The sequence below is a fragment of the Bacillus gobiensis genome (genome assembly GCF_001278705.1).
Lineage (GTDB): Bacteria > Bacillota > Bacilli > Bacillales > Bacillaceae > Bacillus > Bacillus gobiensis.
The window spans coordinates 2,031,507-2,054,342 of the sequence record NZ_CP012600.1 but is presented as its reverse complement, the minus strand read 5'-3'; the positions used below and the strand labels follow the sequence as shown (position 1 = coordinate 2,054,342).

The window sequence follows — 22,836 nt, the reverse complement described above, 5'->3', positions numbered from 1 at the left end:
ATAAAATGAAAAATAATTTAATAAAAAGATTACATTAAATTGAAGGACAAATAAGAAAAAAATCAAGGTACTGTAAAAAAGGAGGGTTTTTTTCATGCTGAAAAAACAGGTTATATTGTCTTTAATTGCAACTCTTTTCTTAGTACTTGGTGCCTGCGCCAACGCTAATGATGAAAACACAAAAAACAATGAACACGCAGAACATGAGGAAAAAACGGAAGATATGGAAGGAATGGATCATGATAACATGAACCATTCTAGCTCAGGTGAAGTTCCTGAAGGTTTAAAGGAAGCAGAAAATCCAACCTATAAAGTTGGAAGTCATGCAATTATCGAAACAGATCACATGGCAGGTATGAAGGGGGCTGAGGCAACGATTGTAGGTGCATATGATACGACCGTTTATACGATTTCATATACCCCGACAACTGGTGGAGAAAGAGTGGAAAATCATAAATGGGTGATTCATGAAGAGTTACAAGATGCTGGTGAGGCACCATTAAAGACTGGAACAAAAGTTAAAGTAAATGCAGATCATATGGAAGGTATGGACGGGGCCACTGCTGAAATTGATTCAGCCGAAAAAACGACTGTATATATGGTTGATTTCACTCCGACTAATGGTGGCGAAGAAGTGAAAAATCATAAATGGGTAACAGAAAGTGAGCTATCGGCTAAATAAAGTTTGAACAAATTACAACCTAGCACCTATCTTCAATAAAGATGGGATAGGTGCTTAAGCTAAAGAAACCCATAATTTGTAATACATTGAAAAGATTAACCTAGTACTCAAGACTTAACAATTGTTAAGGACAAAATTTAATGTCATTCAGATTATGTTTATCGAAAGTTTTATGGCCAAATGCCTATTTTTAAATTTTTTAAAAATATTACTTTACATACCTTAGGGGGGTATAGTAATATGTAATTAAGGAGGTGATCCAATGTCAGTTAATTTAGAAAGCCTTGATCATATGGTTGAAGTCGATGAATGCTGTTCATCAGATGGTGAAAGAAAAAGTCATCATTCAGATAAAGTGAAAAATAATTTAGTATCAAGATTAAATCGAATTGAAGGACAAATTCGTGGAATAAAAGGATTAATTGAAAAAGATACGTATTGTGATGATGTCATTACTCAAATATCTGCGACTCAATCTGCTATAAATAGTGTTGCTCGAATTTTACTTGAAGGACATATGAAGACATGTGTTCTAGAGAAAATACAAGAAGGAGATACGGAAATTTTAGATGAGGTAATGGTGACCATTCAAAAATTAATGAAAAAATAAAAAAGGAGACTATGCGATATGGAAAAAATAACTCTAAGTGTACAAGGTATGTCATGTGGCCATTGTGTCCAATCAATTGAAGGTAGTGTAGGGGAATTAACCGGAGTTTCTGCTGTTAATGTAAGCTTAGATTCAGGAACTGTTGATGTGGAATTTAATCCAAATGAAGTTACCCTTGATAAAATCAAAGAAACAATCGATGACCAAGGTTATGATGTCCAATAAAAATTATAGACGTGCTGATTAAAGGCACAATTTCTTTTAACTAATAATATACTATACCTATGTATAGTATTAAGAATAAAGTTGGGTTACTTTCGTGGTAGAAGATCAAGGTTATGAGGTGGGTGAGTTAATCGCCTAACGATCATAGCTGTCATTAAGGAACTGAAATAGCGTGCTGTCTCGGCGGCACGTTTTATTCCCAAAAATATATACCCCACCAGAGTATGTGGTGATAGGAGTGAAAGGTTATGAGTGATAAAAAAGAAACAACACTTCAGATAGCCGGTATGACATGTGCTGCTTGTGCAGTAAGAATAGAAAAAGGTCTAAAAAAAATAGATGGAGTAGAGGATGCGAACGTAAATTTCGCATTAGAAAAATCAAAAGTAACCTTTGATCCGTCTAAAACAAATGTACATCAATTTAATGAAAAAGTGCAATCTTTAGGATATAAAGTAATGAGTGAGAAAGTTGAATTTGATATAAGTGGCATGACGTGTGCTGCTTGTGCTAATAAAATTGAAAAACGTTTAAATAAGTTAAATGGCGTCCAAACCGCAACGGTAAACTTTGCTCTAGAATCTGCTCTTGTAGAATATAACCCTGATGAAGTGTCGGCTGCGGATATGAAGGAAGCCATCAAAAAATTGGGCTATCGTTTAGAACTAAAGAAAGAAGCTCAAGGTGAAAAGGTTGATCATAGACAAAAAGAAATTGAAAAGCAAAAAGGAAAATTTATTTTCTCTGCGATCTTATCCATCCCTTTACTTTGGGCGATGGTCAGTCATTTTGAATTTACTTCTTTTATTTGGCTGCCTGAGATGTTCATGAATCCTTGGGTTCAACTCGCGCTTGCAACTCCAGTTCAATTTTTAGTTGGCGGGCAATTTTACGTAGGTGCTTATAAAGCATTACGGAATAAAAGTGCAAACATGGATGTTTTGGTTGCGCTTGGCACCTCTGCAGCTTATTTCTACAGTATTTACTTAAGTATTATATCAATAGGCTCTGATGCACATATGGTCGAATTATATTTTGAAACAAGTGCTGTGTTAATCACTCTTATTATATTAGGTAAACTGTTCGAAGCAAAAGCAAAGGGACGCTCATCTGAAGCCATTAAGAAGCTTATGGGTTTACAGGCGAAAACGGCTACAGTGGTAAGAGACGGGGAAGAATTGACTATACCCATTGAAGAGGTAATCGCTGGTGATATCGTCTATGTGAAACCAGGTGAAAAGGTACCTGTAGATGGAGTGATCTTTGAAGGAAGATCTGCCCTTGATGAGTCAATGATTACAGGCGAAAGTATTCCTGTCGATAAAACAGTTGGAGAGGCAGTCATAGGATCCACGATAAATAAGAACGGATTTTTAAAGGTAAAAGCAACAAAGGTGGGAAAAGAAACGGCCTTAGCTCAAATCATCAAAGTAGTCGAAGAAGCTCAAGGATCAAAAGCACCAATTCAGCGTTTAGCCGATGTGATCTCAGGAATTTTTGTCCCAATCGTAGTTGGAATAGCCATTGTGACATTTCTAGTTTGGTACTTAGTTGTAAGTCCCGGAGAATTTGCAGTAGCTCTTGAAAAGTTAATTGCCGTACTAGTTATCGCATGTCCATGTGCACTAGGCCTAGCCACTCCTACTTCCATTATGGCAGGGTCTGGCCGAGCTGCTGAATATGGAATTTTGTTTAAAGGCGGAGAGCATCTTGAAACGACTCATAGATTGGATACCGTGATCCTTGATAAAACGGGAACTGTAACAAATGGAAAACCAACACTTACAGATGTTATTCTGTCAAACGGATCTGAAGAAATGGAATTTTTAAAGTTAGTCGGTGCAGCAGAAAGAAATTCCGAACATCCGTTAGCTGAGGCAATTGTCGAGGGCATTAAAGAAAAAGGTATTGAACTAGAAACGTCTGAACATTTCGAAGCGATTCCTGGCTTTGGAATCGAATCGAAAGTTGAAGGCAAATCCTTGCTTATCGGAACGCGCCGGCTTATGGAGAAAAACAACATTAACGTTGGAGACATAATGCCTACAATGGAAAACTTAGAAAAGCAAGGTAAGACCGCAATGCTAGTCGCAATTGATCTTCAATTTGCTGGATTGATTGCCGTTGCAGATACCATTAAAGAAACCTCTCAAAAAGCGATTGAAAGGTTAAAAAAGATGGGGCTTGAGGTTGTGATGATTACAGGAGATAACAAGCAGACAGCTCAAGCTATTGCAAATGAGGTCGGTATTGACCATGTGATCGCAGAAGTTCTGCCAGAAGGAAAGGCAGAGGAAGTGAAAAAGCTTCAAAAAGCAGGAAAGAAAGTGGCGATGGTCGGTGACGGTATTAACGATGCGCCAGCGTTAGCTACTGCAGATATTGGTATGGCAATCGGTACGGGTACTGATGTAGCCATGGAGGCTGCTGATATCACCTTAATCAGAGGAGACTTAAATAGTATTGCTGATGCCATCTTTATGAGTAAAATGACCATTCGAAATATCAAGCAAAATCTTTTTTGGGCCTTTGCTTATAATGCATTAGGCGTTCCGATTGCGGCACTAGGGTTTCTTGCCCCATGGCTTGCGGGAGTCGCAATGGCATTTAGTTCCGTTTCAGTTGTGTTAAATGCACTCAGATTACAAAGGATTAAGTTAAAAGGATAATCAATCTAATAAATTGAGAGGAATGTTTTTATGAAACAAAAAACGATTTTGACCTGGGGGATTTCAGCCATTGTTTATCTCGGGTTAGTCATTGGCGGATATACAGTATATGCAAGTGTGGATAGTAATAACGGTCACACAGATACCCACTCCGCAGAAACGGCTAAAGAAGAACATACCGGTGATCATGCTAGTCAAGAAAACGATGGTGCAGATTCAGAGCATTCCGATCATGGAGCTCATGAGGAAAGCCAAGTGGCCACAAACGTAAAATATGAAAATGGTTTAATTTCCATTAATCTAAAGGATAAAGACCAAAATGCACCTGAATTAGAGATCTCTCACGAAAAAATCATGCATCTGATCATTGTGAGTGCAGACCTGGAGGATTATTACCATTTACATCCTGAGGAAAATGGGAACGGTCTTTATACTCAGAAATTCAATCTACCTGAAAACTCTTATAAAGTGTTTATAGATATTAAACCAAAAAACCTTGCTTATGAGGTGAAACCGATCGAACTGAATGTAGGTAAAGGTCATGGGATCCATGAGGACAATTCGCTGAAGCCTGATACAAACTTAACAAAAACAATCAATGAAAAGACAGTTGAATTAACAACGACAGATCTAGGAATAAACAAAGATGTTACATTGCGTTTTGATACGAAAGGGAGTACTCCAGAACCCTATTTGGGAGCTTTAGGCCACGTTGTGATTTTGGATGAAAATGGTGAGAAATTTGTCCATGTGCACCCTGCATCAGAAGAAAAGACAATATTTGAAACAACATTTGATAAACCTGGGATCTACAAAGTGTGGGGAGAATTTAAATTTGATGGCAAAGTGGGCAGCTATCCATTTGTCATAGAGGTCAAATAAAACAGGAAGAACAGGGGGAATTTTTATGAACTTAGAGGGATTTAGCAAACATCTATTAATCTGCAACGGGGCAACATGCACGAGGAATGGAGCAGAAGAAGTCACGGAGACGATTAGAGAAGAAGTAAAAAAATTAGAGTTGCAAAATGAGATTCACACAACAAAAACATTATGTAATGGCCAATGCAAACATGGTCCAATTGTTGTTCTATATCCACATGGAACCTGGTATAAGAAAATGAATAAAGAAAAAAGTGAAGAACTTATTCGTCAATTAAAAGAAGAAAGAAGTGTTAATTTAGATTCTGAACTTTACTACCATGATTGTAAAACATTTAAGAATCATGAGAGTGAACGTTAACATCTAGCGTTTTTACGACTTAAATATACAATAGTACCCTTTTTTATGATCATATACTATAGGGGAGTATCGTATAATAAATTGAAAGGTTGGAATTGAGTGAAAAGATGTTGCTGTGAAAATGAAACAATCTTAAAAAATTAATGGAGGGATGGAAATGTCAAAAACAAAGTGGCATTTAAAAGGAGAATGGTTTGATGTCTGTAGCTGTAAACTTCCTTGTCCTTGTACATTTGCACAAGAGCCTACACATGGTGATTGTCTCTTTACTTTGGTATGGAAAGTTCATAAGGGGTATTACAATGACATACAATTGGATGATTTAGGGGTGGTTGCTCTTGGTGAATTTGCCGGAAATATGTGGATAGGCGATCCAAATGCGACGATGAAGTTGATGTTCTATATCGATGAGCGTGCTGATCAACAACAGCGTGAGGCCCTTGAACAGATTTTCACTGGTAAGGTAGGCGGCTGGGCCGGAGAATTTGGCAGTCTCATTGGAGAACTACGTGGAATTGAGTATGCACCAATCAAATTTGATGCTGCAGATGACTTAGCCTATTGGCGAGCCGAGATTCCAGGTAAGGTGTCTGTTGGTGCGGCAGCTTTAACTGGACCAACAGCAGATCCAAATCGTCGAGTTCAACTGCATAACCCACCTGGTTCTGAAACAGGTCCAGGACAAATTGCCACTTGGGGAGTCGTTAAAGACGATAAGGCCATTGGATTTGATTTTTCTCATGAATATAAAGGGAAATCCAGTAAGCATATCCCTTTTGACTGGAAAGTTGAATTTTGATGAATACAGAGATCAAACAATCGTTGATTGTTCGTTTGCTAAGTACACGGACAATCGGTAACATTCCACTAGCTGCGATTCTTTTGGGAATGACAATCATAGCGTGGATGATTACACTCGATCACTATGGAAAAATGGATAGTGGTCCTGGAATGGAGCTTGGTACATTGGGATGGTACGTTGGGATGTGGGTAACAATGACGGCAGCGATGATGTTGCCTTCTGTTACACCAATGGTATTGACATTTGCCAAAGTGTCAGCTAATCGTGCCCAAAGTCATCGGATACCGATTGTACCAACATGGATCTTTCTGATAGGATATTTAATTGCCTGGGTTGCATATGGTCTAATCGCTTATGGACTTTATTGGTTCATTGCTTCTTTAGACCTTTCTTTTCTGGCATGGGATCAACAAGGACCGATCGTTGCCGGTCTCACTGTGGTTTTAGGAGGTCTTTACCAAATTACTCCTCTTAAACAAGCGTGTTTACGTCATTGCCGAAATCCTCTTCACTATGTGATAAATGGGTGGCGTGGGGGCCGGATGGGTGCGATTCGAATGGGAGTTGAACATGGATTTCATTGTGTAGGTTGTTGCTGGGGGCTGATGGTCATTTTGTTTGCAGTCGGGATGATGAATCTGTTCTGGATGGGAATTATCACGCTACTTACCTTCCTTGAGAAGATCCTACCTACAGGTGAACGTTTTTCAAAGGTGATCGGGATAGGTCTAGTTTTATTGGGATTCTGGATAATGATAGATCCAGGTAGTGTGCCATTCTTTGTAGAACCGGATACGAGTTCTAATAGTCCCTCACATAGTAAGCATAGAGAATAGTTTGAATTGCACCAGACATTCCGTGTTTTTAAAAGGGGTTAGTATATTAAAAATTTTTTTACACAACCAAAAGAAACGAAGCAAATAAATGCTGTTAAAATAAGGGCTGACAACAAAAGGTATTTACCACTTTTGTTGTCAGCCCTTTAATAAGAGAAAATCTATTGTATGTAAGGTACTGGATTGACTGCGTTAGACTTTGCTCCGTTCCATAGCCCTTTGTGTAGTTCAAAGTGCAAATGCTGACCTTGTGAATCTCCCGTATTTCCCATTGTTCCAATTCTTTGACCCTGCTCTACACGATCACCCGTGCTTACTTGCCTAGAAGACATATGGGCATATACGGTTTGATAGGTTTGTCCATTAATGTTATGCGTGATAAAAACGACATTCCCATAGCTAGAAGAATATTGAGAGCTATAAACAGTACCTGCGGCAGCTGCATAAATCGGAACATCTGAACCAGCTTGAGCAATATCTACCCCAAAATGAGTAGTTCCCCATCGAGCTCCAAAGTTTGATGTTAATGTTCCTGGAGCTGGCCTGATAAATCCTGAAGTATTGGAATTCGTGGGTTCTGAAGCTTTTGTAACAGGTTCTTCGGAAACAGACGATTGAGAAGAAGGAATATTCGTAGTATCTTTTTCATTTGATTGCTGCTTTTTTTCTTCCAAAATTCTTTTTTCTTCTGATTGCTGCTTTGCTTCTTCCGCTTTTCTCTTTTCTTCAGCTATTCGCTTTTCTTCCTCTTCTTTTTCTTTTTGTTTTCTATACGCTTCTTCCGCTTTTATCGCTTCTTCCTGACGCTTTAAAATTTCCGCTTCGTTTTCAAGAGAACCGAGTTCATCTGCAGATTCTTTTTGATCTTTTTTTACTTTCTCTAGCAATTTATTTTTTCCCTTTTGCTGTTTCTCCAATTCGGTCTTTAATGACTCAAGCTCTGTAAGGTCATTTTTTAAGTTTTCTAGCTTGCTATTTAGTTCTGCTTCTTTTTGTTTAACAAGTTCTAAATCCTTTTTATGCGCTTCAAGCAGTTCTTTATCGGCATCTACAATAGTACTTACAGCATAAATGCGGCTTATAAAATCGGAAAAACTTTGAGCACCTAAAAGTACGTCTATGTAATTTACATTCCCACCGCTTTCCTGTAACGAGCGAGCCCGATCCTGCAGCAGTTTATTTCTTTTTTTAATTCTTTTATTGATTTCTTCTATTTCTTTCTTTAGTTTTTCAATGTCTTTATTGGTTAGTTCTATTTCTTTTTCCCTGCTTGTGATTGCAGTGTTAGTAGTTACAATTTTTGTATCAACTTTTTCCAAATCGGCGTTCAAGTTCTTTTCCTGTGATTCAAGAGTGGAACGGTTCCTTTCATTCTCTATTAACTTCGATTTATTCTCAGATAGTTTGTTCTGAATACCTTCTTTTTTCTTGTCTAAGTCTTCATAAGCTAATGCATGATTTTGGGATAATGGAATGATTAATCCGGAAGAACAAACAACAGTTGCTAAACTAATCGATAAAAACTTACGCTTCAAAAAAACTCCTCCTATAAAAAATCAAAGAATTTAAGGTATACAAAAAAATATTCAACTTTAAGCAATATTTCATTGACATCTAGGACATTAAGAAATGGGGTACTCCTGTAGGGTTTATATACTACTATTCTAATAATCTGTAACATCAGTTAAATATGTATATATAATTCTCCTAATAACCAATTTAAACTGGTAACACCACAATACTTTATAGTGCATTTTTTATGGAGTTGATGTTCTTAAATTTCTACATTTTTTCTTATTATACGTCATGAATCGATTCAAAGAATATTACGTTTTTATTTCAAAGTCGGAAGACGTCGTAATAGTTCGATTTAATTAAAATTTTTTAAAACCTCCTCAAAACGGAACCCTTAATCGTTAGGATAGTTTTTCTTTTTTATCTATCTCTAGTTCGAAGATGAAAAACAAAATGATCCTGATAAAGATTAGATCTTGAAATTGCATAAAAACAGAAGCCTAACAATTATGTAGGGATTCTTAATTTATGTTCAGCTACTTTCTTATTTCATCTTCTTATATTGGGGCAGAAATGGGGCAGGAATCGAGTAATAATCAATTATTTTGAGTGAATTTCATGTCATTTAAGGTTAAAGAACGTTGATACAAAAGGCTTTGTTATCAGCATTTATCCAACCACTCAAAGAAGATCACCGACCTTCTAAGCCGTCGGTCGGGAGTTCGAATCTCTCCTGGGACGTACCAAAAATAAGAGCCAGAATCCTTTTATATAAAGGTTTTGGCTTTTTTGTTTTTTAGTTATAAATTTATCCCAATTTCATTTTGAAAAAAAGCCCTCAAAAAGGGCTCTACAATATTTGTTGGGGTAATAGAAAATTAAGCATAAAAAATACACACAAACTCCAATATCATTTACACTTGAATTGTCCGGAAACAAGAGACTACTGAAATCTATCACTCACTCAATCACTTTTTTAATCGTAACCACTCAGTAAGTTCCATCTTTTCGAATGATTCATTTACATCTAACCTGAGTGGTGCAATAAGTTCTAATGAGTTCCCATCAGGATCATTAAAATAAATTGCAGCGTGAGCTTGGGGGTCATTATCTAATACCAACGGTTGTCTGGCTGGCTCAAATCCAAAGGCTTCACTTACATCAATATTTTTTAAATGTAACCATTCTTTTGCAGAAGAAATGTTTTCTAGATCCACTTGAAAAGCTATGTGACGAATTGAAGGGTGGTAGGGAAGATTCACTTCTTCAGATTCCCATAAACCAATCCAACTTTTCCCTTTTTTAATCCACATAAAAGATACATGTTCTCCTTTGTGTGCTAAAGCTAGGCCTAATTTTTTGTAAAACTCTATGGAAGCTTCCATATCACTGACTGGCAAATGTGCCTCATATAGCCCTTTAATCATTATAACCTCTCCTTTTTATAATTGAAGGATAACATGTTTAGCAGAAGCTTATGATGACCCTCAAGAAGTAAATTCATTACTACTTTGGATGTAGACTGCGAAGTTCGTTGAAACAACAGTAAAGGAGTCATGGGGCACGGACAAGCAAAAGAGATATTATCTCGACAATGACATCATCAAGCAGTTTAATTGTAGATCGGACAGACACGCCATGCTTCTTCAATTTTGAATTGTTCTCCTGTAAGTTCCAATAAATCATTCTTAGGTTTTGCTACTTTTAATAATTCGGGAAAATTTTGTTCCGTATAGTTTTGATGATATACTTCGTTCTTCCACCCTGTTAAAACGAGAAAGTCATTTTTTTGTTTTTGGGAGCAGGCAAATATTCCCCCAAGCATCCCTTCCGATTTTTGCATTCCTATATTCCAAACATTTTTCTGCATATCAATAAAGTGATTAATTCTATGTTCTTTAACTTGTGTCAAGGCAACTCGCATATAATTACTTATTTTAAGAACATTAACAATACTATCTACTGACCCAGGAATCCTTAACTCTTCTTGATACAAACTTACATCTAAAGATTCATAGGTACTTTCTTGCCCTAAATTTACAAAGATTTGGTCATGTTGCTCTTCCATAAATTTCTGATAATCTGTTTGATTCTCCCAAAAAGAATAGATACAAGCTGTTAATGGTTGTTCTATACTCCAACCACCAATTTGACCTAAAAAACCTTTTCCCTTACTAAGTGATTTCCATTGCTTTTGATGTTCATAAAAAATTTCTTTTTGATTTTCTGTTACCTTGCAAGAAATTTTTTTTATAATCACTAACTAAAACCTCCTATTAATAGAGCAATTTCTTAAACAATCCTGCCAGTTAGTTGAACAACTTATATTGGATTACCGTATTTTATCATTCTAACTTAAGGATATAGGTATGGGCATTGACATTGTTTTTAAGATAATCTTCTTGGAGAATTCCATAAACAGCACAGTCCTTGTATTGACTTTTGGCATTGCGAATCATATGTCTGATGATTCCTTCTTGTTCCATCCCAACTTTACTTATAATTTTTCCGGAAGCTGGATTATCGAGGTTATGTGCTGCAGATATTTTGTGAATATTCATATGCCTAAATCCAAATTCCACAACCGCTCTTAATGCTTCAGTTCCATAGCCCTGATTCCACCATTTGTATCCGAGCGAATAACTTCCCTCACAGTTTTCAGTGGCAATGTCAAAATTATATAAATCGATTTCTCCAATTAGTTCACCGCTTGTTTTAAGTTCAATAGCCCAGTAACAAAATTCTTTACTGGCATATTCACTTACAATCTTAGCGGTCCTCTTCATCGTTTCCGAAACTGTCTTGTGTGCTCCTTTGATTCGATTGTCAGTTACACGTTCGTCTGAAAGCCAATGATCAAAAACGCTTTGAGCATCTGTGAGTTCAAACTTTCTAAGGATTAATCGGTCGGTTTCTATTTTAGGTGTTCCTGAATAGTTAATCATTCTGTCACCTTCCTAAAACTGAATTTTAAGGATAAAAAATTAGAAGAAAAAATAAATTAGCTTATCCTAAAGATAACAAACCCTTAGTTCAATAAGAATTAATATTGTAGTTGAAATTCTGAAGATTAAGATCTTCAATAATCGGGCGCATTTCTGAAGGAAGAATTGTGTCCTTTCTTTGTGAATAGGGCCATTTTTTTAATAAGCAAAAGACGGTTTATGTAGACTATTAAATTCTAGATCTGAATATCTTTCAATTACTGTATAATAATCGATAAGGAGTGATATTTGAATGATAGTACAGATGAAAAGACAAGAGTTCGATTCCTTAGCTGATGAAGCCCTGTTTAATGCCTGTTTTAAACCGTTGATTTTGGATTATAAAAGTAGAATGGCTAAAGAGAATAGCTCGATGGTAAAAGAACTTTTTTATAAAGAGCTATCCACTGGACAAAAAGCGTTGTTTGTTTTTCATATGTATTATGATCATGCAATTGAATCAAAGGCCGAGTTCTATTGGTGGAGTGCCTATTTTATGGCTCAACCCAAAATTTGGTCAGCAATCAAAACTGGATTACAGTATTTTAGGGAAGAGCCCATGTATATACTCCTAGAAGAAACTGAATTAGTTCTTAAAAGATATAATTGTCCTAATACTTTAGAGAAGTTTGCTGTTACACGTGAGGATCTAGACAGTAATAGGGAACCAAAATATACAGTTGGAAATTGGTGTTGTTTAAGAACGTGTCAGAGTGGACTGTGAGGAGTTTTACGACGAATTTGTTTTTAGGAACTACTCTGAACGACATAACTTTTCTTTTAGGAGGGAACAACATGGAAGTTTTTGTGAAATATTTAGCTGGTATCGATCACCCCGACAACCGCGGTCGAACAGAGGGAATTTTGGCGTGGGTTGCTAATAAATTCCCAAATTTGGAAGCGCAAATTAAGTGGAATACGCCAATGTTTTCCGATCACGGCACATTTATCATCGGCTTTTCCACAGCGAAGCATCATTTGAGCGTTTCACCCGAAGAAGTTGTCATTGCGCACTTTGCCGATGACATTGCACAAGCTGGGTACAGCGCTACCAAAGGCTTGTTTCGAATTCCCTGGAATGAGCCGGTAAATTACGAATTGCTTGAGAAAATGATTGAATTTAATATTCAGGATAAAGCAGACTGTTCAACTTTTTGGCGGGAATGATTCATGGTTGATGAATATTCAAGTAAAGCCTATAAGTCACTGAAAGAATTGAAGAAATTGAGAATTTTCATTTTTGCTGTCAGCTGATCGAAAAATTGAAGAGGGGTGTTCCTTGATGACAAATAGTAGAATGAATCCTAAGGTTGATGAATTTTTAAGTAAAGCTAAAAAGTGGAAGGAAGAATATGAGAAGTTGAGAAATATCGTTCTTGACTGTGAGCTCACCGAAGAATTTAAGTGGATGCATCCTTGTTACACGTTTGAGAAAAAAAACATAGTTTTAATACATGGATTTAAAGAATATTGTGCGCTTCTGTTTCACAAAGGTGCCTTGTTACAGGATACCCATGGGATTCTAATCCAACAAACGGAGAATGTACAGGCGGCGCGCCAGATTCGGTTCACAAATGTTCAAGAAATAGTTGAAATGGAAACAATCTTGAAAGCCTATATTTATGAAGCCATTGAAGTTGAAAAAGCCGGTTTGGAAGTGAATTATAAAAAGAATACAGAATTCATAATTCCTGAAGAACTTCAAAATAAATTCGATGAAATCCCTGCCTTGAAAACTGCTTTTGAAGCATTAACGCCGGGACGGCAAAGAGCATACATTCTTTATTTTTCGGGGCCCAAACAATCCAAAACTCGGGTGTCAAGGGTTGAAAAATGTATGCAGAAAATTCTCAATGGAAAGGGATTAAATGATTAGTATATTCGATGAGAAAATAAGTTAATCAAACTTTAAGAAATTACCTCAGTTTTGCGTTCATTCGAACTCCTTTTTGGATCGCAAGTAACACTCAATCAAATAATTTAAAATAAAAAAAACAAAAAAGTGCTCCTTAGAGTATAAGCAAGCTTACGCATACGTTTGCCGCGGACCGTATACATTAAAAAAATGACGACTGTGACTAGAAGCCCCTTCTTTACATAAGCAAAGCAAAGGTGCTCATCCAGTGATTTTGTGGTAGCAAAGCACCAAACGGTGAATAGACGGATCTCTAAGCAACCTGTTCTTTCTTTCAGTGTATGGATGTTTGGTGTTTTTTTCATATATTTCGGAAGTAGAAGAAAAAACTTTTCTTTGATAGCGATAAGCCAACTCTAAAATAATTCGTGTAATGTCCTCAATATTTCCTACCATAACTTTCAATTGATCATCAACCGTATTTTTTACACCTAACATACAGCTGCCATTTGATAGATCATATCACTATTTCGTATAAGTTAATCCATGAGCTCTCTGTTAAGCACCGATCCTTCATGATAGGTGAAACATGGAGGCTTCATTACATCCTGTAAATACTCTTTCGTTTTCCGTCAGATCAGTTAACGACAATATCAACGGTATACCCCTTCTCTAGTAAATGTTCTGTAAGGTGGGAACCTATAAATCCTGCTCCACCTGTAATTTATTCAACCTCATACAGCCCACTCTCCTTTTTACACAGAGTCATTTAAAGTTGGAAGAAATAAATTTCTTTTATCGATGATATAAGAAGCAGAAGAATAAATCTTTTCATATGGAAGATCACTGTGATCCGTTAAAACCACGGCGATATCGTATTGAGAAGAGGAGAGGGACTCTTCATCAATTGAATGATATGGTTTTGAATCAATAAAAATAGAAGGAACATGAGGGTCATAAAAATCGACGTGAAATCCATCTGCCTGTAAAAGTTTTATAATAGGGAGAGCAGCTGATTCTCGAACATCATTTACGTCTTTTTTATAAGCCACACCAACTAGAAGAACTGAAGGAGATTGATGTATTGTCTTGGATGATAGGCTGCCTTTTATTTTATTTGTGACATAAGTGGGCATCATTTTATTAATTTCGTCTGAGAGCTTAATGAATGGCGTTTCATGCTCGTACTCTTTTGCTTTCCATGCAAGATACAAAGGATCGACTGGAATGCAATGGCCGCCAATTCCCGCACTAGGAGTGTAGCGGGTAAATCCGTATGGTTTTGTGCTGGCTGCATCGATCACTTCGTGTATATCAATATTCATTTTCTCACAAAGTATTGCAAAATCATTAATAAAGGAGATATTTATGAAGCGTTGCGAATTCTCAAGCAATTTTGTCATCTCCGCGGTTCGTGTCGAGGATACTTCAAACACGTCATCAAATACGCTTTGATAGATTTGGCTAGCTTTTTCCAAGCACTTTGGTGTCATCCCTCCTACAACCTTTGGAATTTTATTTAGTGGGACATCGCTGCCGGGATTAATCCGTTCAGGAGAGTATGCGAGATAAAAATCTTTTCCGACTTGGAAGCCCTTTTCTATAAGTTTAGGAAGTAGAAGTTCTTCCGTTGTACCTGGATACGTTGTGCTTTCCAAAGAGATCAACTGATGGTGTTTCAAGTACGGCAAAATGTTAGCAATTGCCTGTTTGATATAGGAAAGTTCAGGTTCACCTTTATTTGTTAACGGAGTTGGAACACAAATGAGAATAGCTTCAGCGCTAGTCACACCTTTTCCTGTATCATGAAGATGAAAACGTTTTTCATTAATACATTGCTTTAAATAGTCATTGTCGACATCTTGGTTTTGGACTGAACCTTGAGCGATATTTTTAAGTTTCTCTTTGTTTACATCTATACCATGCAATGTATAGCCTTTTTTCAGGAATAGTTGACATAATGGCAGCCCTACAAAGCCTAAACCAATAACTGCGATAGATTGAGGTTGGCTAGCTTTCATTTTTGGTCCTCCTTTATTGTTGCATAAAATAACTTATGAAGGAGAAAACATACGGTGTAGACACTTGTGCTCAATTAATAGAAAAATATTTGATTCGTATATATATCTGCAAGATCTAATTGCTAGAATCATAGATCTCCTATCCGTTTGTTAAAAGCAACCCTCCACGATCAATGGATCATGATTCGATTTATTAAATTAAAAATGATGATAATTACTTTGTTCTAGAGCTATGTCTACAATGTTCAATTCTTCTTTCATCAACTAATCCTCCCTAGTTATGGAGAATAGTTTAGCCTGTGTATAACAGATTACATTTTGATATTTTCTTTAAGCAAAAAAGTAATTTTCAATTTAACCCCTATAAGAAATCTTCATTTTGCCTATTTATTTGCCGCTTCTGTATGCCTTTCTCTAACCGATAAGACAAATGTGTAAATTTTTATATAGTTGATGAGTTTATCCATGCAAATAATTGATAGGGACATATTTATAATGAACGAACAATCTTAAAAGTTTATTTTCTTTCAAATTAAAGTTATCTGACTATTAGCTCTTTTTTGTGGAATTTTAATTACTTTAAACAAAAGGAATGATATAAAATGGCCAAGTGGGGGAGCTTCTCACGCAGAAGGATCAGGAACTACGGCAAGTGGATCTAATTCACATGCAGAAGGCGGCTTCACAACGGCAAGTGGTGATTCTTCACATGCTGAAGGTAGCTTCACATCCGCAAATAGGGAGGCTTCCCATGCCGAAGGTTCCAATAATACAACAGCAAATGGATTTGCTTCGCATGCAGAGGGAATATCAACAAGTACAGGTATAAATGCAAATGGTGCCCATGCCGAAGGGGTTTCGACTAACTCTTTAGCTCAGGGGAGTCATGCCGAAGGATCAGGAACAACAGCAAGTGGGGAATCTTCACACGCCGAAGGAAACGGTACAACCGCAAGTGGAAACTCTTCACACGCTGAAGGATCAGGTACAATGGCCAATGGGGAGTTATCTCATTCTGAAGGTCTCCTTACCTCAACAAATGGCTTTGAAGGAGCCCATATTATGGGACGAAATGGAGCCGTTAACAATCTAAATGGCGATCCAACTTATTCTTGGAATGTTGCCTTTGGAGCTGTTCCGTATGATCTAACTGGACTTATTGGAAAACTTTTAAATAATGGTAATATGTTTATCGATGGAATATATGGTAGTCCAGCCGCCGATTATGCTGAAATGTTTGAAACTGTAGATGGAAAAACGATTGATGTAGGATATTTTGTGACAACAATTGGTCATAAAGTTCAAAAAGCAACTGCTAGTGATTCATATATTCTGGGTATTACTAGTGCTACTCCAAGTCTTCTTGGAAATAGTGCCGGGTTACGCTGGCAAGGAAAATATCTTACTGATGAATGGGGACGAAAAAAATATCATGAAGTGACCGTTCCAGCTGAAAAAGATAGTGAAGGAAATGTTCTTATTCCAGAAAGAATAGAAATACGGCCAATGCTTAATCCAGAATGGAATCCTGATGAAGAATATATCCCTCGTGTAAGACGGCCGGAATGGGTGGCTGTTGGGTTAATCGGTCAAGTACTCGTTCGAGATGATGGCACTTGTGAAGTTGATGGCTATTGCAGGCCAAATGATGAGGGAATCGCGACAAAATCAGTGCAAGGATATCGTGTACTGAAGCGTACAGGAACAAATCAAGTATTAGTGTTGCTTAAATAGAACTTATTATAAATATTCTCGAATTAACTTTCATGATTTGTAGTGAATCTGTTAAATATGAGTGTGATTTAATTGTGTAAGTGTAAGAACGTACGACTCTTGCTTCCTAATTTAGTTTACACTCCCGGGTTGTTAGTGTTTCGTTGCCTTGGGATATTGATTTATTTTAGGTAATTTTCATGTCATTCAAGGTTAAAAGCCTTGATATAAAACGCTTTGTTATAAGCATTTACCCAACGCTTGCAATAAGATCACTCTCCTTCTAAGCCGCCGGTCGGGAGTTCGAATCTCATCCAATAATAAGAGTCAAAATCCTTGGAATATAAGGGTTTTGGCTCTTATTTTTTAGATGATAAATCAGGCCCAAATTCTCAGGAAAGTACCCTTCGGGATAGTTGAGGAAGCTGCCAATATAATGTCCCAGCTTCAAATTCGTTGACTTCCTATTGTGGAAAATGACAAATTAGTCGGCATTGTCTCGCTAGGTGATTTAGCTGTAGCTGTAAGTAATCAGTCGAACAAAAAAGTCGGAGCAGCCCTTGAAAATATTCCGGTTCCAGCTGAACCTAACAAATAAAGGGTTTGTTAAATAAATTGTGTAAGTTCAAACTTACTCAAGATATTTTAAAAAAGCCTATCTTTTAATTTTTCTAGAGAAGATGATTAAACCCGCATCTGGGAAACCAGGCATACTTCTGCTTGTCATATACCAAAACTTAAACTAGATTTAAACTTGAGGTCACCTCGACTTTCCTTTTGCTGAGTACAATGGTTTTGAGGTGATTTTATTATGAATGTTAAACGAATGATTGGACTGGATATAAAAAGGAGGATATAACAAAGGTGAAATTAAAAAAGATTTTCATGTCTTTAGTTCTAGCTTTCATTCCTGCCGCCTCAACCGATCATCCCAAGTCCATTCGCTCCCCAGGGCCAGGTGTCACTGTGATCGGGGTCCTGATGGCTCTGTGGTGCATCGCGTTTGCGGTGGTCAATATCGTCTTCGAGGTCACAGACCATTTCGCCGGGGGTCCACTTGCCGAGTACACGGCCGGCATCACGGTGATGAACTGGCTTGTCGTTGGCTTTAAGGCATTGGGCGCGGCTGTGGCGTTGTTGTCGATTGCAAACATCCCGAAACTCCACCTACCTGCCCTCATGACCGTGTTATAAAGCGTCTCTTCAAATTTATCTGGATTCAATCCAAAAGAAAGGGCAGCATTCCCCTGATTGTCGGTATCAATGATTAGCACTTTTCCCATCTGCGAATAAACTCCGGCTAAATTGGTGGTAATAGATGGGATCTTTTTTCAGGGTCCATTTTCTTGTTTATAAAGTATATTAATCCAGCCCCCCCCTAAAGCTACTACTCCAACCAGGCCAGAAATCATTGAATACGCTCAGTGGAGAGATAAAGTGTTTATCCTAAGTATCAATGAAGCAGTTAATGTGATGCTTTCTCCGATTCACATACCTTCCCAGGTTTCGAAAAATAGGAAGGGGAGAGACGTACCGATTACAAGGGAAGTAGCAAAGTTTTTGCAGGAACTTCACAGAGAAGTGTTTAGTAATTTTGATGAATGTGAACATGTAATTTACAAATGGGTATGGGGAAGCATTAGTTGGAGCTTTTAGGCACTGTCTCAACCACATAAAGATAAAAAGCTTCATCCGTACATGTTCCCGCAAACATTTTGTAGGAACTTCATCTTCAACGGTGGAGATATTTAGGCTTCAAACGATTTGTTGATATGCAAATATCAGCCGGTTCCAAAAAAATGTCCAGCTATTTTTCTTCATGCTTGTTTTCATAGTCATAATATAACTCTCTGGCCTGTTCTGAGTTTGTTCCATTGAGATAGGCTTTTATCGTTTCTGGATTTTTTATTAAAAACCAGTCTCCGTATCGATCAAATTTTCTCGAGGATGTGATCATGGCAAAGGGAATCGTTCCGTATCGTTTCTTATTTTTCTTTCCCCATTTTTCTAACCGGCTGGCAAAGTCAGCGTCTACAGCCATAAAACGTTCTTCATTAAATCCATTAATTGCTTCAAAATCCTTGCGATAACACCAGAAAATGCCTACTGATTTCGTTCCGTATTTTAAAACTATCGGAATGGCCAAAGCCATGGTCGATACTATGATTCCTAATGAGGTTCTATCAAAAACTCCACTAACCCCCCCGCCGATATACCTTCCTGATGATAGGTATTTGTCTGCTTTATACAGCATATGCGGAGCCATTCTTGAATCAGCATCTATTGTAACTAATATATCTCCTCTTGCAATCCTTGCACCGGCATTCCGAATTTTTGATAGATTTTTATCATTATTTTTTATTGTAATGCAATTATAAGATTTTGCAATTTCTTCGGTTTGGTCTGTACATCGATTCAGGACTACAATGATTTCTACTTGCCCTTCACAGCGTTTAGCTGCCTCCAAGATTGAGTCCAAGCATTTCCCAATGTATTCTTCTTCGTTGTGCGCAGGAATGATAACAGAAAATTTTACATTCTCTGTAGTTGGCTGCTTCATCTCGTTCATGAATTATTCCTCCTTTGTATATAATTGTTTGTCCTTTACAAATTATGATAGAGCGCTTGAGTGTGATTGGATTTTTTACTTGGTAAAGAAAAGATGATAATAGTAACCATTACATAACCATGACTTATAATCTGGGAATCCATATGTAATTGTTTTATCTTTTTTGTCACCTTCTTCATATGTATGTTTTATTTGCTCTTCACTTACCATTGATTTAACCCAAAAAAATTTACAAAAAAGGCTGATATACATCAATCACTCTGTTATTTCTAATCTTGAGAATCTAGATATATCAGTCTTTTTTCGAAAAGTATGTCCCAGTGCATTGATAACAGCAATGCATTTTCACCCGCACATGTTCTGGCTATCGTATTACAAGGAGTTCATTTTTAACGATGGAAATATATTTAGCTTAGAATATAGATCATGCAGATATCAGCTATTTTAAATAATGTCTAGCTAGAAATCCGTTTCGTACTCTTCTTAAAAGGTTGATTAATTTTTATAATCATAATAGTACTCTTTGGCTAGCGCTGAGTCAGTTCCTTTGAGATAGGCTTCTCTCAATTTCGGGTTTTCCATCAAATACCAATCCCCGTATCGATCAAACTTTCTCGAGGATGTGATCATGCCAAAATGAATCGTACCGTATCGTTTATTACGTTTCTCTCCCAATTTTTCTAACCGGAGGGCAAAGTCAATGTCTTCTCCCATAAAAATCTTTTCGTTAAACCCATTAATAGCTTCGAAATCCTTGCGATAACACCAGAAAATGCCTACTGATTTCGTTCCGTATTTTAAATAGACTGGAATGGCTAAAGATAGGAAAGATACTGTGATTCCTAATGACCTTCTATCGAAAGTTCCGCTAACACCTCCGCCGATATACCTTCCTGACGATAGATACTTGTCTGCTTTATCCAGCATTTTCGGGGTCATTCTTGTATCAGCATCTATCGTAACTAATATTTCTCCTCTTGCGATCTTTGCACCGGCATTCCGAATTTTTGAAAGATTTTTATCATTATTTTTTATTGTAATGCAATTATAAGACTTTGCAATTTTTTCAGTTTTGTCTGTACATCGATTCAGGACTACAATGATCTCTACTTTCCCTTCACAGCGTTTAGCTGCCTCCAAGATCGAGTCTAAGCATTTACCAATATATTTTTCTTCATTGTGTGCAGGAATAATAATAGAGAATTTCACTTTCTCTCTAGTTGACTGCTTCATCTTCATGAAGTATTCCTCCTTTACATAAAAATGTTTGTCCTTTACAAATTATGATAGAGCGTTTGAGTATGATTGGATTTTTTTCTTGGTAAAGAAAAGATAATAAGAGTATCCATTACTAATGTAATTTAGAAACATCATTATTAATTGTTTGATCCTTCTTAATAAAAAGCTTTGTTGCAAAATAAGTATTAAAAAAAGTTACAAATGACGTAGAAAGTGCCGAATATTCCACTTCTCTGTCTTAAAACCATTTTGATGAAACTCTGGAACCGTTAAAAAAGAATAATTATTTTTTAAAAGATATTCGATAATAGATGGCAATGCAGATACCGTATTATTCCTTGGGCCGCAAAATTGATCACCATCGTGAAGCAGAATAATATTATTTCTTTTGAGACTTACATTGACATACAGAGATAAAATATCAGAATCCATATTCTTCAACCAATCCCAACTAGATACATTCCATAAAACTGGCGTCATTCCCAATTTTTTTAGTTCGGCTGAAGTTCGATTATTGATTCGTCCAAAGGGAGGACGAAATAAATCAGGAGTAATATTAATTATTTGCTGAATCTGATGATTTGTAGAATGAACTTCTTCCTGAAGCTCATTGTTTGACAGATTGGTAATTTTCGGATGACTCCATGTATGATTGCCGATCACGTGCCCTTCTGCGTGGATCCGCCTGACTATATCCGGGAATTTTTGTGCTTCTGATCCAACTATGAAGAATGTTGCCCTTGCTTGATATGTTTTAAGAATATCCAGGATGTTAACAGTGTAAGCCGAAGGTCCATCATCAAAAGTGAGGCAGACAAAGCGGGGGGATTGTTCGTTCATACCCTACAGCCCTTTCTAAGGGGATTTTTTTCTTTTACTTTTTTTGTTTACCAATTTGCTTAACCATTCTCTTTGCTATATTCATATGAGGATAATGCATAAATGCTTGTTCAGATGCCTGTAGTCTTGGAAGAATGCGATTATTTCAAAAGGTTCTTTTTTATCTGCTTATCTCGATGAACTTAAGTGCTACCAGTACGCTTAATGGGAAAATTCATTTAAAAATGATAATTAAGTTGATTAATTGAGTTGGATATTATTAACTAAAGAATGGAGATAACTAAAGCTAATGCTTTGGGGAGGAGTGAGTTATTGATGGATAGATTTCCTATCATAGAAACAGAACGATTAATTTTAAAAGAAGTGTCATTTGAGGATGCTAATGATATGTTTAAATACCTATCTGATAAAGACGTTGTGAAACATATGGGGTTAGAACCATACGAATCACCTGATGATGTCTTGGGTGAAATAAGGTGGTATAAATCAATATTGGAAGAAGGTACAGGAATTAGGTGGGGGATTACACAGAAAAATTCTGGTGCAGTTATAGGTAGTTGTGGCTTTCTTAATATGCGCCCCAGACATTATCGAGCTGAAGTAGGATTTGAATTAAGTAAAAGTTATTGGGGGCAAGGAATAGCTGGTGAAGCCTTAAAAGCTGTTATTAAATTTGGTTTTCAATACTTTGAACTGGAAAGAATTGAGGCTCTAATTGAACCTGCGAATTTATCATCACAAAGATTAGTCGAAAAGCAGGGGTTTAAAAGAGAAGGTTTATTAAGGCATTATGAATATACATGTGGTAAATTTGATGATTTATATATGTATTCAATTATTAAAGGAGACCTCAAACTGATTTAATTAGGCGGGAGAGGAATTTGTTTTTATAACACAGTTTTTGTTTGAGTGTAGTCATTGTGAAACGAAAAAATGCATGTAATAATCATGGTTCTTGATGAAGGTGTATCTCGAAAAACAGGTTGTTTTAAGGCTGACGGTTTCCGGTACCACGTCTTGCCGGGGGTTCGCA

General features: G+C 36.9%; 26 protein-coding genes and 2 pseudogenes. 17 read left to right on the top strand and 11 right to left on the bottom strand.

Translation table 11 applies throughout. The features are described 5' to 3' along the window. Positions 1–94 precede the first annotated feature (94 nt). The 8 genes from AM592_RS10250 to AM592_RS10215 all read left to right on the top strand — a co-directional run bounded on the left by AM592_RS10250 (position 95) and on the right by AM592_RS10215 (position 7,067). A complete protein-coding gene (locus tag AM592_RS10250; RefSeq protein WP_053603718.1) occupies positions 95–682 on the top strand; it encodes a YdhK family protein in 588 nt (195 codons plus the stop codon). 262 nt (positions 683–944) lie between these two features. After that, positions 945–1,292 (top strand): metal-sensitive transcriptional regulator, encoded by a 348-nt coding sequence (locus AM592_RS10245; protein WP_053603717.1) that lies wholly within the window; start codon positions 945–947, stop codon positions 1,290–1,292. Positions 1,293–1,310: 18 nt separating this feature from the next. After that, positions 1,311–1,517, top strand: a complete 207-nt coding sequence (copZ, locus tag AM592_RS10240) for a copper chaperone CopZ (RefSeq protein WP_053603716.1) — start codon at positions 1,311–1,313, stop codon at positions 1,515–1,517. A gap of 248 nt (positions 1,518–1,765) precedes the next feature. Further along, positions 1,766–4,186 (top strand): heavy metal translocating P-type ATPase, encoded by a 2,421-nt coding sequence (locus AM592_RS10235; RefSeq protein ID WP_053603715.1) that lies wholly within the window; start codon positions 1,766–1,768, stop codon positions 4,184–4,186. A 30-nt stretch (positions 4,187–4,216) separates the two neighbouring features. Beyond that, a complete protein-coding gene (locus AM592_RS10230; RefSeq protein ID WP_053603714.1) occupies positions 4,217–5,068 on the top strand; it encodes a hypothetical protein in 852 nt (283 codons plus the stop codon). A 25-nt stretch (positions 5,069–5,093) separates the two neighbouring features. Further along, a complete protein-coding gene (locus AM592_RS10225; protein ID WP_053603713.1) occupies positions 5,094–5,429 on the top strand; it encodes a (2Fe-2S) ferredoxin domain-containing protein in 336 nt (111 codons plus the stop codon). 157 nt (positions 5,430–5,586) lie between these two features. Continuing rightward, positions 5,587–6,228, top strand: coding sequence for a DUF1326 domain-containing protein (locus AM592_RS10220; protein ID WP_053603712.1), 642 nt, complete (start codon positions 5,587–5,589; stop codon positions 6,226–6,228). Next, on the top strand, positions 6,228–7,067 hold the full coding sequence (locus AM592_RS10215) for a DUF2182 domain-containing protein (RefSeq protein WP_053606063.1): 840 nt from the start codon (positions 6,228–6,230) through the stop codon (positions 7,065–7,067). The genes AM592_RS10220 and AM592_RS10215 overlap by 1 nt, the downstream gene beginning before the upstream one ends. A gap of 161 nt (positions 7,068–7,228) precedes the next feature. On the opposite strand, the gene AM592_RS10210 is transcribed toward AM592_RS10215, so the two are convergent. From AM592_RS10210 to AM592_RS10195, 4 genes are all read right to left on the bottom strand, one after another. Further along, a complete protein-coding gene (locus AM592_RS10210; protein WP_053603711.1) occupies positions 7,229–8,602 on the bottom strand; it encodes a murein hydrolase activator EnvC family protein in 1,374 nt (457 codons plus the stop codon). A 948-nt stretch (positions 8,603–9,550) separates the two neighbouring features. Beyond that, positions 9,551–10,009 carry a VOC family protein gene (locus AM592_RS10205; protein WP_053603710.1) on the bottom strand — a complete coding sequence of 153 codons (459 nt, stop codon included), beginning with the start codon at positions 10,007–10,009 and terminating at the stop codon, positions 9,551–9,553. 185 nt (positions 10,010–10,194) lie between these two features. Then, a complete protein-coding gene (locus AM592_RS10200; protein ID WP_053603709.1) occupies positions 10,195–10,842 on the bottom strand; it encodes a YdbC family protein in 648 nt (215 codons plus the stop codon). Positions 10,843–10,927: 85 nt separating this feature from the next. Then, positions 10,928–11,527, bottom strand: a complete 600-nt coding sequence (locus AM592_RS10195) for a GNAT family N-acetyltransferase (protein WP_053603708.1) — start codon at positions 11,525–11,527, stop codon at positions 10,928–10,930. 292 nt (positions 11,528–11,819) lie between these two features. Here AM592_RS10195 and AM592_RS10190 point away from each other — a divergent pair, with 292 nt between their 5' ends. The 3 genes from AM592_RS10190 to AM592_RS10180 all read left to right on the top strand — a co-directional run bounded on the left by AM592_RS10190 (position 11,820) and on the right by AM592_RS10180 (position 13,442). Then, a complete protein-coding gene (locus AM592_RS10190; protein WP_053603707.1) occupies positions 11,820–12,290 on the top strand; it encodes a hypothetical protein in 471 nt (156 codons plus the stop codon). A gap of 71 nt (positions 12,291–12,361) precedes the next feature. After that, positions 12,362–12,733, top strand: coding sequence for an iron chaperone (locus AM592_RS10185; RefSeq protein WP_053603706.1), 372 nt, complete (start codon positions 12,362–12,364; stop codon positions 12,731–12,733). 115 nt (positions 12,734–12,848) lie between these two features. After that, positions 12,849–13,442 carry a YdeI/OmpD-associated family protein gene (locus AM592_RS10180; RefSeq protein ID WP_053603705.1) on the top strand — a complete coding sequence of 198 codons (594 nt, stop codon included), beginning with the start codon at positions 12,849–12,851 and terminating at the stop codon, positions 13,440–13,442. Positions 13,443–13,682: 240 nt separating this feature from the next. Here the strand turns inward: AM592_RS10180 and AM592_RS10175 are convergent, their stop codons facing one another. The 3 genes from AM592_RS10175 to AM592_RS10170 all read right to left on the bottom strand — a co-directional run bounded on the left by AM592_RS10175 (position 13,683) and on the right by AM592_RS10170 (position 15,442). Next, entirely contained in the window at positions 13,683–13,919 is a 237-nt protein-coding gene (locus tag AM592_RS10175; RefSeq protein ID WP_053603704.1) for a hypothetical protein, read from the bottom strand. A gap of 139 nt (positions 13,920–14,058) precedes the next feature. Continuing rightward, a complete protein-coding gene (locus tag AM592_RS23930; RefSeq protein ID WP_264080188.1) occupies positions 14,059–14,124 on the bottom strand; it encodes a GDP-mannose 4,6-dehydratase in 66 nt (21 codons plus the stop codon). A gap of 52 nt (positions 14,125–14,176) precedes the next feature. Beyond that, positions 14,177–15,442, bottom strand: a complete 1,266-nt coding sequence (locus tag AM592_RS10170; RefSeq protein WP_053603703.1) for a nucleotide sugar dehydrogenase — start codon at positions 15,440–15,442, stop codon at positions 14,177–14,179. 886 nt (positions 15,443–16,328) lie between these two features. Between AM592_RS10170 and AM592_RS24610 the strand changes: the two genes are divergently transcribed. From AM592_RS24610 to AM592_RS24600, 4 genes and pseudogenes are all read left to right on the top strand, one after another. Then, positions 16,329–16,535 (top strand): hypothetical protein, encoded by a 207-nt coding sequence (locus AM592_RS24610; protein WP_053603701.1) that lies wholly within the window; start codon positions 16,329–16,331, stop codon positions 16,533–16,535. Further along, the gene (locus tag AM592_RS24605; RefSeq protein WP_053603700.1) at positions 16,505–17,176 is read left to right on the top strand and encodes a peptidase G2 autoproteolytic cleavage domain-containing protein; all 672 of its coding nucleotides are present in this window, start codon (positions 16,505–16,507) and stop codon (positions 17,174–17,176) included. Before AM592_RS24610 ends, AM592_RS24605 begins: the two co-directional genes overlap by 31 nt. Positions 17,177–17,570: 394 nt before the next feature. Beyond that, positions 17,571–17,753 (top strand): annotated as a pseudogene (locus AM592_RS23280) (CBS domain-containing protein); the annotation flags it as partial. A gap of 266 nt (positions 17,754–18,019) precedes the next feature. Next, on the top strand, positions 18,020–18,349 hold the full coding sequence (locus AM592_RS24600) for a hypothetical protein (RefSeq protein ID WP_053603699.1): 330 nt from the start codon (positions 18,020–18,022) through the stop codon (positions 18,347–18,349). Positions 18,350–18,387: 38 nt separating this feature from the next. Here the strand turns inward: AM592_RS24600 and AM592_RS25350 are convergent. Continuing rightward, positions 18,388–18,438, bottom strand: a pseudogene (locus AM592_RS25350) (hypothetical protein); the annotation flags it as partial. Between the two features lie 154 nt (positions 18,439–18,592). Between AM592_RS25350 and AM592_RS10145 the strand changes: the two are divergent. Continuing rightward, positions 18,593–18,811, top strand: a complete 219-nt coding sequence (locus AM592_RS10145; RefSeq protein ID WP_053603698.1) for a hypothetical protein — start codon at positions 18,593–18,595, stop codon at positions 18,809–18,811. A gap of 151 nt (positions 18,812–18,962) precedes the next feature. On the opposite strand, the gene AM592_RS10140 is transcribed toward AM592_RS10145, so the two are convergent. The 3 genes from AM592_RS10140 to AM592_RS10130 form a co-directional block, all read right to left on the bottom strand. Continuing rightward, positions 18,963–19,724, bottom strand: a complete 762-nt coding sequence (locus AM592_RS10140; RefSeq protein WP_053603697.1) for a glycosyltransferase — start codon at positions 19,722–19,724, stop codon at positions 18,963–18,965. 495 nt (positions 19,725–20,219) lie between these two features. Next, positions 20,220–20,963 carry a glycosyltransferase gene (locus tag AM592_RS10135; protein ID WP_098945224.1) on the bottom strand — a complete coding sequence of 248 codons (744 nt, stop codon included), beginning with the start codon at positions 20,961–20,963 and terminating at the stop codon, positions 20,220–20,222. Positions 20,964–21,158: 195 nt separating this feature from the next. Then, on the bottom strand, positions 21,159–21,803 hold the full coding sequence (locus tag AM592_RS10130; RefSeq protein ID WP_053603696.1) for a polysaccharide deacetylase family protein: 645 nt from the start codon (positions 21,801–21,803) through the stop codon (positions 21,159–21,161). Between the two features lie 315 nt (positions 21,804–22,118). Between AM592_RS10130 and AM592_RS10125 the strand changes: the two genes are divergently transcribed. Beyond that, positions 22,119–22,667, top strand: a complete 549-nt coding sequence (locus AM592_RS10125; RefSeq protein ID WP_053603695.1) for a GNAT family N-acetyltransferase — start codon at positions 22,119–22,121, stop codon at positions 22,665–22,667. Positions 22,668–22,836: the final 169 nt, after the last annotated feature.